The following is a 16,709-nucleotide window of genomic DNA, read 5'->3' on the forward strand; positions in this document are numbered from 1 at the left end:
ACTATAATGATTGAATTAAAAAACGTCTCCAAAGTATTTACAACAAAAAAAGGGAATGTTGAGGCTCTTAAATCAACTTCCCTTAAAGTAAAAAAGGGCGAAGTATTTGGAATCATCGGATATAGTGGCGCTGGTAAAAGTACATTAATCCGTTGTGTAAATTTATTAGAAAAACCAACGACAGGAGATATCATTGTAAATGAACAAGAGTTAACAACCTTATCGACAAAAGAACTCGCAAAGGCGAGAAAAAAGATCGGCATGATTTTTCAAGGATTCAATTTACTTAAAACCGTTACCGTTTATGAAAATATCGCACTACCCTTACGTCTATCTGGTCTTCCCAAAAATGAAATTGAAAAAAGGGTAGAAAAGTATTTACGCATTGTTGATCTCTTTAATAAAAAAGATGCCTATCCAAGTGAATTATCTGGTGGTCAAAAACAACGTGTAGCGATCGCTCGCGCACTATCTCATGAGCCTGAAATTTTATTAAGTGATGAAGCAACGAGCGCATTAGATCCGGAAACGACTGATTCTATTCTTGATTTATTATTAAAGATCAACGAAGAAATCGGAATTACGATTTTGCTAATTACACACGAAATGAATGTCATCCAGCGTATTTGTGACCAAGTTGCTGTAATGGAACATGGATCTGTCGTTGAAAGTGGAACAGTGAAGGACATTTTTACAAATCCACAACATGTAACAACGAAGAAATTTGTAAATAGCGCGTTTGCAGCTAAAATTCCAGAAGAGGTACAGAAAGAACTACAAAGCACCGGGGAAATCGTAACACTTTCATTTATAGGAACCGCTTCAGGAGAACCAGCGTTAGCTGTCGCTACAAAACGTTTCCACGTATATCCTAATATTTTATCAGGCAATATTACACAGTTAAAACATGAGGCATATGGAAAACTGATCGTTCATATGCAAGGTGAAAAAAGTGAAGTACACCGTTCCTTATCATTTTTACAAGAACAAGGGATCATCGTAGAAGGAGGTAGAACAGATTATGGGAAACAAGTCCTTTTTGGATGAGTGGGGTAACGTAATATGGGAAGCAACAATTCAAACATTTCAAATGACATCTATTTCACTACTTATCTCTATTCTTATTGCATTACCACTCGGTGTCACACTTGTTTTAACGAGACCTGGTGGACAGCGAGAAAATAAAATTATCTATCCTATTCTTAATACAGTTATTAATATCATTCGTTCTCTTCCGTTTATCATTCTATTATTCTTCATTTTACCTTTTACAAAGTTTCTAATGGGAACGTCCATTGGCGTGCAAGGTGTTATCGTACCACTTGTTGTCTTCACAGCCCCTTACATTGCCCGTTTAATGGAAACTGCTTTATTAGAAGTGGATCGCGGTGTCATTGAAGCATATCAAGCAATGGGAGTCTCTACTTTAAAAATCATTTGGCACGTTATGGTTAAAGAAGCTCGCCCGTCTCTCGTACTTGGATTAACAATCGCAACGATCGGCTTAATCGGTGCAACAGCAATGGCTGGACTTGTCGGTGCTGGCGGCCTTGGTGATTTAGCATATCGATTCGGACATTTACGCTACGAACCTGAAGTAATGTATGCAACCGTCTTTATTTTGATTATCCTCGTTCAAGGATTACAGTCTTTAGGGAATGGTGTTGCACGAAGATTGAAGAAAGATTAAAAAGAAGGTATCTCATTGAAATGAGATACCTTCTTTTTAATTATAAAATTATCTCTTAAATCCACCTTCTGAATGAATAACTTGCCCTGTAATCCATTCGGCTTCTTCGCTCACTAAAAACTTAATAAGCCTTGCTGCATCCTTTGGCTCACCAATTCTGCCGAAAGGAAACATCGGTCTTAATCCTTGCTTTATCTCCTCAGTCATCCATCCTGTACTAGTTGGACCTGGATTAATTGCATTCACTGTTATCCCTAAATGGGCCACTTCCGCTGACAACGTACTAGTAAGAGCGTCAATTGCTCCCTTCGTTGTTGCATACGCTAATTCTCCTGCCATAGGTCCTTTAAATTGTCCCGACGTCATATTCACAATTCTACCACCAGATTTCTTATCAAAACCTTGGGCAAATTGACTACTTAACAATGTAGTCGCACGAACATTTACCATGTAGTGCTTATCTAGTTCTTCAGCAGTCAAATTAGAGAAATCATTATTTGTAGAATATGCTGCATTATTAATTAATATATGAGGGTACCCTAATTGTTCAGTAACTTTATTTATAAGCTGATTTGATGCATCATTCTGAGTTAGATCTAACTCCATGCTCGATACTTTGACACCGTTTTGTATCAACTTTTCTTTTAATTGTATTTGTTCATTTTTATCAACGCCCCAAGGCATCTCTTTATCGTATTCTGTCCAATACGTAAAAAATATATCGTATCCAGCCTCTGCTAACTCCGTGCAAATAGCTGCTCCTATACCGTCTAGACGACTAACACCTGTAACAACAGCTACTTTATTTTTCAATTGATTCATCATATACTCCTCCAAGTTTAAAGGACGCATATTTTATATAAGAGATATAAATTTCCCCACATAGGCATCTACCCTTACAAAGGGGATGTACAAGCTAAATATGCAGTCCTTGAATGATTTACAGATAGCTAAATAAACCCTCACTTATGAGAGAAAAATTCATCTATCTAATTTCTAATCATTACAAGTTCGTACACATATCGAGTCTTTGTCCCCTTTCAATATATCTCTATTATTTACTCTAACAAAAAGATTCAATATTTAAAATAGAAAAGATAATCTTCTCTCTCTTTTGGCGGAAAAATATTGTAATTACCTATATAAGCTTTAACTATGTTTCTATTAAAAATAACCATTAAGATATCAAAATAATAAAAACAATCAGAAAAACACTGGTAAATACTGGTCCACTTTCTTATAATAAAACGTGGGGCTAATGTGAGAGATATAAAGGGTCTGATTATACAGACCCAACTGGTTTTAAACAAATAGGGGGAAGAAACATGTCAAAAAAATTACTTTCTTTATTTTCTACACTAATCGTAGCAGCTTTTGTAATAACTGGCTGTGGTCAAAGCGATACGACAAATAAAGAACAAAAAGAAGATGTAACGCAAGAAAACAAAACAGAAAAAACGGATACAACGAAAGAAAATAAACCTGAAGAAAAAAAATCCGAAGATAAAAAGCCTGAAAATACAGCTACTAGCTCAAGCGATTACTCTAAGCTGATTTCCTATATGGAAAAAGAAACAGGTGGTAAAACAAAAGTTCTTTTTGAAAATAAGGAACCACAAGTCTATAAAGCTGAAGATGTTTCAGTAACAATGAATGGTTATACATTAGTTGAATTAAATGGATTCCATACAAACTTCGACATTCCGTTTAATCGTCAAACAGAGGGCGGAGTTATTCTTGTGAACTACAGCGTAAAAAATAGTTCAGCTAAAGATATTTATTATATGCCAGCATTGGACATGTCATTTACTGGTGCTCAGAAAGCATATAGTAACTATAGAGATTTAATTCCAACAGAAGATCAGCTACCAACTAAGCTTGCTCCAACGAATGATTACTTAGTAAAAGCAGGAGAAACTATTTCTGGTTATATCGCTTATCCATTCGGAAAAGATGATCTAGCAAAAATTTCAAATCTCTCAACGGTCTCAGTCACAGTCCCAACTGCACAAGCTAATAAAGGAAAATTTGATGCTCCAATCGGAAGTCCTGGAAGCTTTTCATTAAGTTTAAACAAACAAGGTGCTGAAAAGGTTGCAACAGATAACACTTTCTACCAAGATAAAGCTACAGCTAATAACATGGGCGATAAAAAAATGTTAAAAGAGAAATCAAGTATTAATAACAGCCAAGAATTAGGCGCTGTTAATGTTACATTAGACGGATACCAATTCACTCAATTCACACCAAATTCCGTCGAAGCTCCACGCTTTGCAAATTTTAAAAACGGTCTTGTTCTGTTAACAGTAAAATTCAAGCTTGATAACAAAGATGCTCAAGACGTTTCACTATCTCCTATAAGCTCTACATTAAGAGTGAATGATGGTACACAATATACGATTAATGAAGGTATGCTATTAAATTACGACTATAACGCTGCAGTTAAAACTGGAACATCTGGAGAATTGCTGCAAGTATATATTTTAGATCAAGAGCAGTACGAAAAGATTTGGAAAGAAAAAAGCTTTGAGATTGAGTTAGGACCTATGAGAAATAAAGAAGCTAAAGATATTTCACAAGGTAAAAAAGTTAAATTTACATTACCTAAATAAATTACTAAGTATATATTAGAAAAGGCATATAACATATGATTGTTATATGCCTTTTCTAATATATAAAAACACCATTTTTGTTCACACTTTATCCATTGTGAATTTATTCACAATGGATATATAATAAACATGTAAATACAATACATTGGAGGGATTTCAATGGTTATCAATTTTTTAAGAACTGATAAACGCGCTACTTTCATATTATTATTTTTACGACTTTACATAGGATATGCATGGCTCGCTGCTGGAATAGGAAAAGTTTTTGGACAGTCTTTTGATGCAAGTGGTTTTCTAAAAGGAGCTATCGCTCAAGCATCAGGTGACCACCCTGCAGTACAAGGTTGGTGGGCAGATTTTCTTCAACATTTTGTTCTTCCAAACGCAGACCTATTTAGCTTTTTAGTTCAATGGGGAGAAATTTTAGTAGGACTAGGTTTGATTTTAGGTGGATTAACAAAAACAGCTGCATTTTTCGGCATCATAATGAACCTTTCATTTTTATTAAGCGGAACTGTTAGTGTAAACCCAAACCTACTTATTTTAACTATGTTCATTTTAGTTGCAGGACAGAATGCTGGACGTATTGGATTAGATGGTTATGTTTTCCCAAAACTTTTCAAAAAAAATAACCGTGAAGCATATAAATTAAGTAAAACTGCATAAGAACAGTTCATCTTTTAAATATAAATAAGAAAAGAGCCTACATTCAGGCTCTTTTCTTATTTACACCAAAATATTTCACAGTTTGCCTTATCCGAAATGTTAAACTCAATCATATATAACCGGATAAATGTGTACGACTTTATTTCAAGCATCTAAAAAGCTTAAAGACTAAAACAAGCCATTATAAAACCCTAAAACCTTTCATACTTTCCCCAAGAATATAGTGTGAAAACCACATCAGATTCTGTTTCATAATAGCTACATTCATTCCCGGCTGATCAGGACTATATGCCATTCCTTTAAATATAATTAATTCTGTATCAACTTCCATGTCCCTTAATCCTTCATATAGTTCATGTGCGTTTAGAGTTGGAATTCTTGCATCCTTTTCGCCATGTTGGATTAAAGTGGGCGTACAGGCTGATTTAATATATGTCATTGGTGATGTTTTCTTATATATCTCTGGATCATTCCATGGAGTATTTCCTAAATACATTCTAATAAAGTAAGGGATATCTGTATTTACATAATGGGTACCCCAGTTAGTGATTCCGCCCCCAACTGAGATAGCTTTAAATCTATCACTATATGTAGAACAGAAAGCTGATATATATCCCCCGTTACTCCATCCCATAACCCCTACTCTATTTTTATCTGCAATCCCTTTTTCAACTAGTTTATCCACTCCAGATATAACATCCTCGTAGTCAGCAATCCCCTGTTTTCTATAGTTTGCTTTTAAGAATTCATTACCATAACCAGAACTTCCCCTGTAGTTTGGTTCTAAAACGATAAAGCCTTTTTCGATAAACTGCTCAATAGGATATTTTTCATTAAAACAATCTGAAAATATTGGGAAGGATGCCCAAGCCGGACCACCATGGATTACTACTAATAAGGGATATTTTTCATTTGTGTCAAACTCTACTGGAGTCGATAAAACACCCTCTATTTCAAGACCATCACTACTTTTCCATGAGATTATTTCCCTATTACTTTTAAGCTCTCCTTCAAAAAAGCTATTTTCATTCGTTATTTTTTTATCGTCTAAATAGATTTCAAAGGTTTCATTTGTAATAGCCTTATTATAGGATATATGATTTCCATCCCTTGTTATAGAAGCATCCATTATAAAGCCATCTACGTTTTCACTTAACATTTCTACAGTGCCATCCTCACATAGCAACCCAATAAGATAATTCGTTTTATCCTGCCATCTAATTAAAATTCCTTTAGCTGTCCACTGTAATGGCATAACCGTACTATCAAAATCTAGTAAAGGTCGAATTAGCTCTCCATTATTCATATCATAGATTTCTAATGTACTGTCTTGTATATGAGTCTTATAGTACTCCTTCTCCCTTATGCTTGCCGAGTAACATATTTTGCTGCCTTCAGGAGAAAAGCAAACGCTCCCTCCCAACAACTTATCTATATTCATCTTTTGTAGTTCTCCAGCTTCAATATCTAATATATATAGATCACCATTCATATAATCGTTTAGGCTTGGTGTAGCTATAAATACAACCTTTTTCCCATCATTTGAAATATCAAAGTTATGTATATAAAAATCCTTACCCTCAGTTAATTGATAAACACCGCTAATCTCTCGTTCCCCTTTATCATTTTGTATCACTTTTTCTATTTCAATGTAATATAAACAATTATGCCGATGTTCCTTACCTACATGTTGGAAGTCCCCATATAGCTCTTTACGTTTCTTTATTCCCTCACATTCTTTTGACTGTGCCACATAATAAAAGCCTTTGCCACTAGGCTCCCATTTAAAATTACTGACCCCTTCTTTCTCATCAGTAATTTGAACCTCACTACAACCGTCTATTGACTTAACAAAGATCTGATTTTTATTAGCCTCGTCACCGCCTGGGCTAAGGTATGCAATAGTCTTGGAATCTGGAGACCATAATAGATGTGTACTATCTATATCTCCAGTTGTTAGTGGATAACTCTGCCCTTTATCTTTCTCATATATCCATACATGATTTCTATATGTATTGTCTTTCCAGTTAGCTGTCTTCTTAACAAATGCTACATTTTTGCCATCATCACTTATGTTTGTACCTGATAAGGTTGGTAACGAAATAATCTCTTCTATACTTAAATATGTTTTTTCTTTCACCTTCATTAATAAACCCCCTTGTAATGTCTAGTAATCTAATTTGTTCAATAAAGTGAAACTTTAATCAGTGGTTTTTTTCCATCAACGAATATTCGGAATAACAACAGAAAATTCAGTTAAATAAAAGTGGTTCCGTCCCAAATCCGATAAAAACTTATGTTGTCTGCCGGTTTTTATACTTTTTAAATCCTACTGACCAATCTAATGAGGGACCGTCTTGAATTTCAAGACAAGGCTGATAATCTCTCCCACTGCCAGTTCCTTTCCTCTCTTTAATCCACTTATCAATATTAGATGTTCTTTTTTTCGACACAAAAATGCCCCTTTAGATAATCATATCCAAAGGGGCAAAGCTTCACAACTTTTTTATAAACGTCGTGACTTTATTTTAAATTTACAATAATCTAGTTACTCTACCAATCTCCTACTCAACAGTAACAGATTTAGCTAAGTTACGTGGCTTATCAACGTCACATTCGCGGTGAAGCGCTGCGTAGTATGAGATAAGTTGGAATGGAATAACTGCTACTAGCGGTGCTAGTGCTTCGTGTACAGCTGGTAATACGAAGCTGTCACCTTCCATTTCTAAGCCTTTCATTGAGATGATACATGGGTTAGCTCCGCGTGCTACTACTTCTTTCACGTTACCACGAATTCCAAGGTTTACGTGCTCTTGTGTAGCAAGTGCGATAACTGGTGTACCGTTTTCGATTAAGGCAATTGTACCGTGTTTTAATTCTCCTCCAGCAAATCCTTCTGCTTGGATGTAAGAGATTTCTTTTAGTTTTAACGCACCTTCTAAACCTACGAAGAAGTCTACGCTACGTCCGATGAAGAAGCAGTTACGCGTTGTTGCTAAAAATTGTTTTGCTAATGCGTCCATTTCTTCTTTTTGATCACAAAGTTCTATCATTGCATTTGCTACAAGTCCTAATTCGTGTGTTAAATCAAAATCAAGAACTTCGCCTTTTGCTTTAGCAATGTCCGCAGCTAAAATTGAAAGTACCGCAAGCTGTGCTGTGTAAGCTTTCGTTGATGCAACTGCGATTTCTGGTCCCGCGTATAACGGAAGTGTATAATCAGCTTCACGAGAAAGCGTAGAACCAGGTACGTTTGTAATCGTTAATGCTTTATGACCCATTTCATTCGTTTGTACAAGTACTGCACGGCTATCAGCTGTTTCACCACTTTGTGAAATGTAAATGAAGAATGGTCTCTCTGTTAATAATGGCATGTTATAAGAAAATTCACTTGCTACATGCACTTCAACTGGCATTTTTGCAAACTTCTCGATAAATTGTTTTCCAACAAGACCTGCATGATAACTTGTTCCACATGCAATGATGTAAATACGATCGCTATCTAAAATTGCGTTACGGATATCTTCATTCAGTTCAATCTCGCCATTTTCATCTTGGTACTTTTGAATTATATTACGGATTACAAGTGGTTGCTCATCGATTTCTTTAAGCATGAAATGAGGGTATGTTCCTTTTTCAATATCACTTGCGTCTAATTCCGCTGTAAACGGTGCACGTTCAATCGTTTCACCTTGTAAGTTTTTAATTGTAATACTTTCTTTCGTTACGATTACGATTTCTTTATCCATTAACTCAATAAATTGATCTGTAACTTGTAACATCGCCATAGCGTCGCTCGCCACAACATTAAAGTTGTCACCAACACCTACTAATAGCGGGCTTTTGTTTTTAGCAACATAAATCATGTTTGGATTTTCAGCATCAAGTAATCCGATTGCATAAGAGCCATGTAAAAGAGATAGCGTATTACGGAACGCTTCATCTACACTTAGTCCTGTGCTCACTTGTTGTTCCATAAGTTGCACGATAATTTCTGTATCTGTTTCACTTACGAACGTTACATCTTGTAAATATTCCTTTTTCACTAACTCATAGTTTTCAATTACACCGTTATGAACTAGTGTAAAGCGTTTTGATGTACTTTGATGCGGATGCGCGTTTAGTTTGCTTGGAACACCGTGTGTAGCCCAGCGTGTGTGACCGATTCCCACGCTTGCTGCTACGTTCTCTTCTACGACTTCGCGAAGTTTTGCAATACGGCCTTTTTCTTTGTATACAACAACACCGTTCTCTGCTTGTACTGCAATACCTGCTGAATCATATCCGCGATATTCTAGCTTTTCTAAACCTTTTAATAAAATTTCCTTTGCATCTTGCTCTCCAATAAATCCTACGATTCCACACATGTTTAGTCGCCGTTACAAATGCTTACACTGCTTTGCGAACATGTAACGACATAGTCCGATACCATTTATTTATATTAAAAAAACGGATTACATATTGCTAGCCCTGTAAGCTTGTAACGGCTTTCACCTTCCTCTCGATTGGGTTAAAGTCCGTATATACTTATACAGCTAGTATTCATCCGTTCCTTTTCTCTCATCACACTTTCACCTTTGTCCACTAAGTCACCTTAATGTTTTAAGTAAAAGATTGCGGTTATGATGAACAACCGGGAGTCATCCGCCGAAATCTCGATAAACTCCACCTCGTCAACTACACTACTTGTAGTTCTGGCGCTTTTATAATTTACAATATTTCCTTTGAGAAAAAGAACAAGACCATCGTATAACAAACAATATAAATCGTCAATGAATTTTTTTTCATTGTCTATAAAACATATGAAAAAGGAGCACTTTTTGTGCTCCTTTTAAATAAAACCAGCTAATTATTCAACGCCAACTTCAGCTTTCACAACTTCTACAATACGATGTACATACCCATCACAAATTTCTTGTGTCGGTGCTTCTGCCATTACACGAATAAGTGGTTCTGTTCCAGATGGACGAACAAGAATACGACCGTCTCCATTCATTTCTTCCTCTACAACACGAATAATTTCTTTAATTTTCTCATTTTCTAATGCTAGTTTTTTATCTGTTACACGAACGTTTACTAGTAATTGTGGGAATTTTGTCATCTCACCTGCAAGCTCAGATAATGGCTTTTTCGTCATTTTCATGATGTTTACAAGTTGAAGTGCACTTAACATTCCATCACCAGTTGTAATGTAATCAAGTAAGATAATATGACCTGATTGTTCTCCGCCCAGGTTATATCCACCACGTTTCATCTCTTCCATTACGTAGCGATCACCAACTGCTGTTTTATCACTTGTAATACCGTTTGCTTCAAGCGCTTTGTAGAAACCTAAGTTACTCATAACTGTTGAAACAACTGTATTATGTTTCAATTGACCAGTTTCTTTCATATACTTCGCGCAAATAAACATAATTTGATCGCCATCAACGATGTTTCCTTTTTCGTCTACTGCGATTAAACGGTCTCCGTCACCATCAAAAGCAAGACCAATGTCAGCACCTTTTTCTTTTACTAATTCAGCTAACACTTCTGGATGCGTAGAACCTACTCCAGCGTTAATATTCATACCGTTCGGTGAAGTTCCCATTGTTGAAATATCAGCTTCTAAATCTGCAAATAAATATGGAGCTAAAGAAGATGTAGCACCATGTGCACAATCTAAAGCAATATGTAAACCAGAGAAATCTTCCTCTACAGTTTGTTTAATGTATTGTAAATATTTTTGTCCACCTTCAAAGTAATCACTCACTTGTCCAAGGTTAGTACCTGTTGGACGTGGTAGCTCATCAACTTCTTTGTCTAATAACGCTTCAATTTCTGCTTCTTGCTCATCTGTTAATTTAAATCCATCTGAACCGAAGAACTTAATTCCATTATCTTGTACTGGGTTATGGGATGCAGAGATCATAACACCTGCTTGCGCCCCTAAAGCTTTTGTTAAATAAGCCACACCTGGTGTAGAAATAACACCAAGGCGCATTACTTCCGCTCCAGTTGATAATAGGCCTGCTACTAAAGCTCCTTCTAGCATATGTCCAGATACACGTGTATCACGGCCAATAATTACTTTTGGACGATCTGTATCTTTTGTTAATACATAGCCGCCAAAACGTCCTATTTTAAAAGCTAATTCAGGTGTTAATTCCTTATTTGCAACCCCACGTACTCCGTCTGTACCAAAATATTTACCCATTATTATTCGCTCCTTTTTCGTGCTCTTTTTGATTATCTACTGTTGGTTCTTGGCTTGGTTCTTGGCCATTTTCTTTTTCTTTTTCTTTTTCTTTTTCTTTTTCTTTGTCTTTTTCTTTTTCTTTTTCTTTTTCTTTTTCTTTTTCCTGATCCTTTTCTGGATCTGGTTCAGGATTTTTTGGTTTTTCAGTTTGATTTTCTTGATTGTTTTTTGAATCTGGTTGTTCAATATTACCCTGTACTTCTTTATCCGGCTTTTCTTTCTTCACAATTGTGACTTTAGCACTTTTTTGTTTTGCTTCTATCGAAATATTACCAGGACCACTCACTTGAATAGAAACATCTTTCGTCCCCGGAGATACATTTTGCAGATTAATCGCCGCTGTTATTTGAGCAGCTGTTATTTTATCTACTATACTTGCTTCTCCTGAAATATCAACGCTTATCTTTCCATCTTGTGGCGAAAGTAGCTGCGCAGTAACATCATTCGGAATTCCACTTTTTTGAATCGGGATACCATCAATAGTTTTACTTTTCGTTTGTTTTACCTTTTGTACCCCTACGGAAACCTTCACTTGATTTGGTTTTGCACTTGTTACACCTTTTGGCAATAAAACAGAGGCATCGAATGTTGTAGAATCCGTCAATTGACTAAAATCTACCTCGACCCCCTCTATAGATTGTATATTATCCAAAATGTCTTTTGGACCTGCTATCGTTACTTCTCTTGGCTCAACGCTAATATTTGTAACAGTCAATCCTTCTGGCAAACTCCCCTTTTTCGTATACGTCACAGGAACAGTTTTTTCAGTATTATTGGCCGTAGCTTGCGTCGCCACATTCAATGTTACACTAATTTTAGATGGACTCGTTCTTACATTTAAACGTTTTCCTTCTTTATTGTATAATGTAACTTCGGCTGTTTTTGTAACAGTTTTATTAACACCTTTTAAATCAATATACGCCTTAGCAGATGAAATACTTTCAATTTCTTCTTTCGTCCCAACTACCTCAACAGTATCAGGTTTAATGTTTGATTTTTCGAGAGTAGAACCCGCTGGCATTTGATCCTCATTTGATAATTTTAAGTCTACATGAACGTATTTTCTCGCTTTTTCATGTAGAGTAATTTTAATTGTTGATGGCTGAACTGTTCCTTTCACATCATCTGGAAGCCCGTTCGTTTTCAAAGAAACTTCATAAGTTCCTTTTTCGCTATCTCTCAAATCAACTGGTATATCAAATTGTTTTTTTGCTTTTGCTGTAGCAACTGCTGATTTTGGACCTTCCAACTTCACCTTGACTCCACCTGATGGAATACCACTTACAATATATTTCTCTTCATCATACTTAAGGGTAATAGGATAATCAGTTAATGTTTCTTTCGTTTCATTTACGAAAGGTAATATACTCGATGTCGTATTTTTTTCAGTTAAAGTTGCTGACATGAAAAGCATACACGCCAATAGTAATGAGATTCCTTTTAAAAACCAATGATTCTCCATTAACTTATCCATGACGCTTTCTCCTCCAATTCCATAAAGACGAAGAAGTCGTTTTTTCATTCCCACTAAATTCTGCTAACAACATGTCCTTCAGCTGTTCTGTCTTCAAATCACGATGTAACTTCCCGTTTTTCGTTAAAGAAATTTGGCCTGTTTCTTCCGACACAACTACTGTAATACTATCAGTGACTTCACTAACTCCCATTGCAGCGCGATGCCTAGTTCCTAACTCCTTAGAAATAAATGGGCTTTCTGATAACGGAAGGTAACATGCTGCTGCTTTAATTGTACTTCCCTGCATAATTACTGCTCCATCATGAAGAGGGGTATTAGGGATAAAAATATTAATGAGTAATTCCGATGACACATTTGCATTTAGCGGAATACCCGTTTCTACATAATCATCCACCCCAGTCTCTTTTGACAAAGTAATTAGTGCACCAATTCTACGTTTTCCCATATATTCCGTTGCTTTCGCTATCGCTGTTGCAACAATTTCAGGTTCATCGTCCTCGTGAGTTCCCACACGCGAAAATAAGCTACCCCGTCCTAGCTGCTCAAGTGCTCTTCTCAATTCTGGCTGGAAGATAATAATAACGGCTAAAAATCCCCACGTTAATACTTGTTCCGTTAGCCAATATAGCGTATGCAATTCAAGTAAAATACTAATCATCCGGACGACAATAATAACTGTAATACCTTTTAAAAGTTGCACAGCCTTCGTGCCCCGAATTATAAGAATTAGCTTATATATAATAAACCATACAACAGCAATATCTAATGCCGTACTAAGATATTTCAAAATGGTCGTATCTTCAAAAGGCATGCTAACCCTTCCTCCTACTTACGAGCAATTCTATCCATATATTGAAATATTATTTTATGCTCTATCTGTATGTATTTCCAACAACTAGTTAATTATACCATACATGAACCAAACGACAATTACAAACGCCCCCCTTTAGCTTAAATTGGTAAGATGTCAAACTTTCTTATCCTACAGTATAATATAAGTCATTATTATACGCCTATTTTCAAATAAAAAAAGCAACTTCTCAGTTGCTTTTCTTACATTTATTTTAGTTTTTCACCGAATAAAGAACCCATTAAAGCAACCGCTGTTGTTGCTGTTCTATTTCTCTCATCTAAAATCGTATTTACTTCAACAAATTCAGCAGATGTAACAATATCAGCTTCTGCTAACATTTCCATCGCTAGGTGGCTTTCACGATACGATAAACCACCAATTACAGGTGTTCCAACTCCTGGTGCGTCATGAGGATCAAGCCCATCTAAATCTAATGATAAATGAACACCGTCAGTATGAGATAAATACGCAATTGTTTCTTCCATAACAGCCGTCATACCCATACGATCAATTTCATGCATTGAGAATACTTTAATGCCTTCTTCACGAATAAAGTCCTTTTCTCCTTCATCTAATGCACGTGCACCTATAATTACAACGTTCTCTTTTTTTACTTTCGGGTATGCCCCGTATAAATCTACAAGTGAAGAATGTCCATAACCTAAACTTGCAGCAAGTGACATACCGTGAATATTTCCAGATGGTGATGTTTCTTCTGTATTTAAATCACCGTGTGCATCATACCAAATAACACCTAAATTTTTATAATGTTTCGCCACACCAGCTAGCGTACCGATAGCAATACTATGATCACCGCCTAATACAAGTGGAAAACGACCTTCTTCTATAATATGATCAACCTTAGTCGCTAGTTCATTACATACAGTTGCAACTTGAGTAAGGTTTCGTAACTTTGTATTTTCATCTACTTCTTTTTCTCTCTCTATACATATATCTCCCATATCTTTTACGTCATATCCAATTTGTTCAATTCTTTCAACTACCCCTGCATAACGGATCGCGCTTGGTCCCATATCAACCCCGCGACGCATCTGTCCTAAATCCATTGGAACTCCAATAACTGAGATTTCTTTTTTCATAGATAGTATCCCCCTTTTATGCCTTCACTAAATATTTTAAATCTTTTATATAGTCTGACTCAACTCGACATTTTTCTGCATGGATATACATTTTATTCACTTATATTTACGTTGGACTCCCGATTTTTAAACTATTCTATGTATAAAGTTAACTTAATGAACCAACTAACTTTTCTATCAGCTAATATTTTTATCCGTGCCTTTCTCCATCAATACCTAGAATTACACAAAACATCCTCAAATAACTGAATTTAAAAAACACTTCTACACTTAGAAGCGTTTTTTTGATGCTAGTTTCCACACTGCTGCAATATTTCTCGCTGTCATTTCTATATTCTCTTCTGCCCTTTTATATGCCTCTTCTAATGTCATTGGACTTGCTGTAATACTAAATACTGCATCAATTCCCTTTTCATAAACAATTGTATAGTTCGGAGATACAGATCCACCAATAGCAATTACAGGAATATGACGGCATTTCGCCCGCTTCGCGACACCAACAGGAGCTTTTCCATAAGCTGTTTGTTCATCTATCCTTCCCTCACCAGTTACAATAAGATCGGCACCCTCTATACACTTATCAAAATTTGTATAATCTAATACAATTTCAATCCCTTTTCTTAGCTGTCCCTTTAGTACTGCAACGACAGCGGCTCCCATTCCTCCAGCTGCCCCTGCACCAGGTATTAGGGACACATCAAAAGATACGTACTGTTTAAGTATATTAGCATAATGTTTTAAATTCCCGTCTAGCTCTTTCATCATCTCTACATTCGCACCCTTTTGTCTCCCAAATACAAAAGACGCTCCCTTTGGTCCAACTAATGGATTGTCGACATCACATGCTGCTTCTAGCTTTATATCCTTCAAACGTGTATCCATACGAGAAAGGTTAAGAGCAGTAATCAAATGTAATGTTCCTCCAGAGGGCTCAATTACTTCACCTTTCCTATTAATAAACTCTACGCCTAAAGCAGACAACATACCTGCCCCACCATCATTTGTAGCACTTCCTCCAAGCCCTAAAATAATGTGTTTAGCTCCTTGATCTAATGCATGTAATATCAGTTCACCTGTCCCTTTTGTCGTTGTAATAAGTGGGTTTCTCTTTTCAATTGGAACGTGTTGTAATCCTGATGCTGCCGCCATTTCAATAAATGCTGTCTCCTTATCCTTAGACATTCCATAATAGGCTTGCACACTCTCCCCAAGCGGCCCTGTCACATTAAGTGATATAATTCCCCCCATTGTAGCACCAACAAGAGATTCGACCGTTCCTTCACCTCCATCTCCAATTGGTACTTTAACGTACTCTGCTTTAGGAAAAACTGCTGCAAAACCCCTTTCAATAGCTTCACATACCTCTATAGCTTTCAGGCTTTCTTTATATGAATCCGATGCAATGACAACTTTCATAATTATCCCCCCTTATTCAATCCCTTTTTTTCATTTTAAACGATATACGGAAAAGTTTCCTTTTTGAGTGGAATTTAAACACAAAAAAAGCTTACATCATTTGATGTAAGCTTTTCCTATTTATATGGAGCCTAGCGGGATCGAACCGCTGACCTCCTGCGTGCAAGGCAGGCGCTCTCCCAGCTGAGCTAAGGCCCCTTAGTAATTAAGCGGAAGACGGGATTCGAACCCGCGACCCCAACCTTGGCAAGGTTGTATTCTACCACTGAACTACTTCCGCGAAAATGGTGAGCCATGAAGGATTCGAACCTTCGACCCTCTGATTAAAAGTCAGATGCTCTACCAACTGAGCTAATGGCTCGTAAATGGCTGGGCTAGCTGGATTCGAACCAGCGCATGACGGAGTCAAAGTCCGTTGCCTTACCGCTTGGCTATAGCCCATTAATATTTACTAGTATGGTTATCTTTTCAAAAAAATAAACCCTCTCAGGTTATTTTAAAGAAAATGGTGGAGGGGGGCAGATTCGAACTGCCGAACCCAAAGGAGCGGATTTACAGTCCGCCGCGTTTAGCCACTTCGCTACCCCTCCGACATTTAAAAATATATGGTGGAGGATGACGGGATCGAACCGCCGACCCCCTGCTTGTAAGGCAGGT

The 16,709-nt window shown here is 36.6% G+C and carries 13 protein-coding genes, 5 tRNA genes and 1 pseudogene; 4 read left to right on the top strand and 15 right to left on the bottom strand.

Features of this window, described 5'->3' with window-relative positions; genetic code table 11:
* Positions 1-6 precede the first annotated feature (6 nt).
* Positions 7-1,047: a methionine ABC transporter ATP-binding protein gene (locus tag CQ058_RS22375; protein WP_105589988.1), complete on the top strand. Its 1,041-nt coding sequence runs from the start codon at positions 7-9 to the stop codon at positions 1,045-1,047.
* Entirely contained in the window at positions 1,022-1,690 is a 669-nt protein-coding gene (locus CQ058_RS22380) for a methionine ABC transporter permease (protein WP_002124718.1), read from the top strand. The genes CQ058_RS22375 and CQ058_RS22380 overlap by 26 nt, the downstream gene beginning before the upstream one ends.
* A 48-nt stretch (positions 1,691-1,738) precedes the next feature.
* Here the strand turns inward: CQ058_RS22380 and CQ058_RS22385 are convergent, their stop codons facing one another.
* Positions 1,739-2,515: an SDR family oxidoreductase gene (locus tag CQ058_RS22385; RefSeq protein WP_002124715.1), complete on the bottom strand. Its 777-nt coding sequence runs from the start codon at positions 2,513-2,515 to the stop codon at positions 1,739-1,741.
* A gap of 500 nt (positions 2,516-3,015) precedes the next feature.
* Between CQ058_RS22385 and CQ058_RS22390 the strand changes: the two genes are divergently transcribed.
* Together CQ058_RS22390 and CQ058_RS22395 are read left to right on the top strand one after the other, a co-directional pair.
* Positions 3,016-4,302: a DUF5068 domain-containing protein gene (locus CQ058_RS22390; RefSeq protein WP_000038607.1), complete on the top strand. Its 1,287-nt coding sequence runs from the start codon at positions 3,016-3,018 to the stop codon at positions 4,300-4,302.
* A gap of 159 nt (positions 4,303-4,461) precedes the next feature.
* Positions 4,462-4,968, top strand: a complete 507-nt coding sequence (locus CQ058_RS22395; protein WP_000236347.1) for a DoxX family membrane protein — start codon at positions 4,462-4,464, stop codon at positions 4,966-4,968.
* A 181-nt stretch (positions 4,969-5,149) separates the two neighbouring features.
* On the opposite strand, the gene CQ058_RS22400 is transcribed toward CQ058_RS22395, so the two are convergent.
* The 14 genes and pseudogenes from CQ058_RS22400 to CQ058_RS22465 all read right to left on the bottom strand — a co-directional run bounded on the left by CQ058_RS22400 (position 5,150) and on the right by CQ058_RS22465 (position 16,642).
* A complete protein-coding gene (locus CQ058_RS22400) occupies positions 5,150-7,114 on the bottom strand; it encodes a S9 family peptidase (protein WP_002191714.1) in 1,965 nt (654 codons plus the stop codon).
* 148 nt (positions 7,115-7,262) lie between these two features.
* Positions 7,263-7,421 carry a hypothetical protein gene (locus tag CQ058_RS22405; protein WP_232301892.1) on the bottom strand — a complete coding sequence of 53 codons (159 nt, stop codon included), beginning with the start codon at positions 7,419-7,421 and terminating at the stop codon, positions 7,263-7,265.
* 111 nt (positions 7,422-7,532) lie between these two features.
* Positions 7,533-9,335: a glutamine--fructose-6-phosphate transaminase (isomerizing) gene (gene glmS / locus CQ058_RS22410; protein WP_105589989.1), complete on the bottom strand. Its 1,803-nt coding sequence runs from the start codon at positions 9,333-9,335 to the stop codon at positions 7,533-7,535.
* 12 nt (positions 9,336-9,347) lie between these two features.
* Positions 9,348-9,532 (bottom strand): annotated as a pseudogene (locus CQ058_RS32915) (hypothetical protein).
* Between the two features lie 285 nt (positions 9,533-9,817).
* Entirely contained in the window at positions 9,818-11,164 is a 1,347-nt protein-coding gene (gene glmM, locus CQ058_RS22420; protein ID WP_002091472.1) for a phosphoglucosamine mutase, read from the bottom strand.
* Positions 11,157-12,680 carry a CdaR family protein gene (locus CQ058_RS22425; protein WP_105589990.1) on the bottom strand — a complete coding sequence of 508 codons (1,524 nt, stop codon included), beginning with the start codon at positions 12,678-12,680 and terminating at the stop codon, positions 11,157-11,159. The genes glmM and CQ058_RS22425 overlap by 8 nt, the downstream gene beginning before the upstream one ends.
* Positions 12,673-13,494 carry a diadenylate cyclase CdaA gene (cdaA, locus tag CQ058_RS22430; RefSeq protein ID WP_002191712.1) on the bottom strand — a complete coding sequence of 274 codons (822 nt, stop codon included), beginning with the start codon at positions 13,492-13,494 and terminating at the stop codon, positions 12,673-12,675. The genes CQ058_RS22425 and cdaA overlap by 8 nt, the downstream gene beginning before the upstream one ends.
* Positions 13,495-13,742: 248 nt before the next feature.
* Entirely contained in the window at positions 13,743-14,636 is an 894-nt protein-coding gene (gene rocF / locus CQ058_RS22435) for an arginase (RefSeq protein WP_002029355.1), read from the bottom strand.
* A 270-nt stretch (positions 14,637-14,906) separates the two neighbouring features.
* A complete protein-coding gene (locus CQ058_RS22440) occupies positions 14,907-16,052 on the bottom strand; it encodes a glycerate kinase (RefSeq protein WP_002191711.1) in 1,146 nt (381 codons plus the stop codon).
* Positions 16,053-16,177: 125 nt separating this feature from the next.
* A tRNA-Ala gene (locus CQ058_RS22445) sits at positions 16,178-16,250 on the bottom strand.
* A 10-nt stretch (positions 16,251-16,260) separates the two neighbouring features.
* Positions 16,261-16,332: transfer RNA gene (locus CQ058_RS22450), tRNA-Gly, on the bottom strand.
* Between the two features lie 5 nt (positions 16,333-16,337).
* Positions 16,338-16,413: transfer RNA gene (locus CQ058_RS22455), tRNA-Lys, on the bottom strand.
* Between the two features lie 5 nt (positions 16,414-16,418).
* A tRNA-Gln gene (locus CQ058_RS22460) sits at positions 16,419-16,493 on the bottom strand.
* A gap of 65 nt (positions 16,494-16,558) precedes the next feature.
* Positions 16,559-16,642, bottom strand: a tRNA-Tyr gene (locus CQ058_RS22465).
* Between the last annotated feature and the right edge of the window lie 67 nt (positions 16,643-16,709).

Origin of the sequence: Bacillus sp. MYb56 (assembly GCF_002976445.1) — a bacterium.
GTDB lineage: Bacteria > Bacillota > Bacilli > Bacillales > Bacillaceae_G > Bacillus_A > Bacillus_A mycoides.

Coding starts and splice junctions, on each gene's coding strand:
- CQ058_RS22440 (WP_002191711.1), bottom strand. CDS start 16,052: ATGAAAGTTGTCATTGCATCGGATTCATATAAAGAAAGCCTGAAAGCT.
- cdaA (WP_002191712.1), bottom strand. CDS start 13,494: ATGCCTTTTGAAGATACGACCATTTTGAAATATCTTAGTACGGCATTA.
- CQ058_RS22425 (WP_105589990.1), bottom strand. CDS start 12,680: ATGGATAAGTTAATGGAGAATCATTGGTTTTTAAAAGGAATCTCATTA.
- CQ058_RS22380 (WP_002124718.1), top strand. CDS start 1,022: ATGGGAAACAAGTCCTTTTTGGATGAGTGGGGTAACGTAATATGGGAA.
- CQ058_RS22400 (WP_002191714.1), bottom strand. CDS start 7,114: ATGAAGGTGAAAGAAAAAACATATTTAAGTATAGAAGAGATTATTTCG.
- CQ058_RS22395 (WP_000236347.1), top strand. CDS start 4,462: ATGGTTATCAATTTTTTAAGAACTGATAAACGCGCTACTTTCATATTA.
- CQ058_RS22390 (WP_000038607.1), top strand. CDS start 3,016: ATGTCAAAAAAATTACTTTCTTTATTTTCTACACTAATCGTAGCAGCT.
- glmM (WP_002091472.1), bottom strand. CDS start 11,164: ATGGGTAAATATTTTGGTACAGACGGAGTACGTGGGGTTGCAAATAAG.
- rocF (WP_002029355.1), bottom strand. CDS start 14,636: ATGAAAAAAGAAATCTCAGTTATTGGAGTTCCAATGGATTTAGGACAG.
- CQ058_RS22385 (WP_002124715.1), bottom strand. CDS start 2,515: ATGATGAATCAATTGAAAAATAAAGTAGCTGTTGTTACAGGTGTTAGT.
- CQ058_RS22375 (WP_105589988.1), top strand. CDS start 7: ATGATTGAATTAAAAAACGTCTCCAAAGTATTTACAACAAAAAAAGGG.
- glmS (WP_105589989.1), bottom strand. CDS start 9,335: ATGTGTGGAATCGTAGGATTTATTGGAGAGCAAGATGCAAAGGAAATT.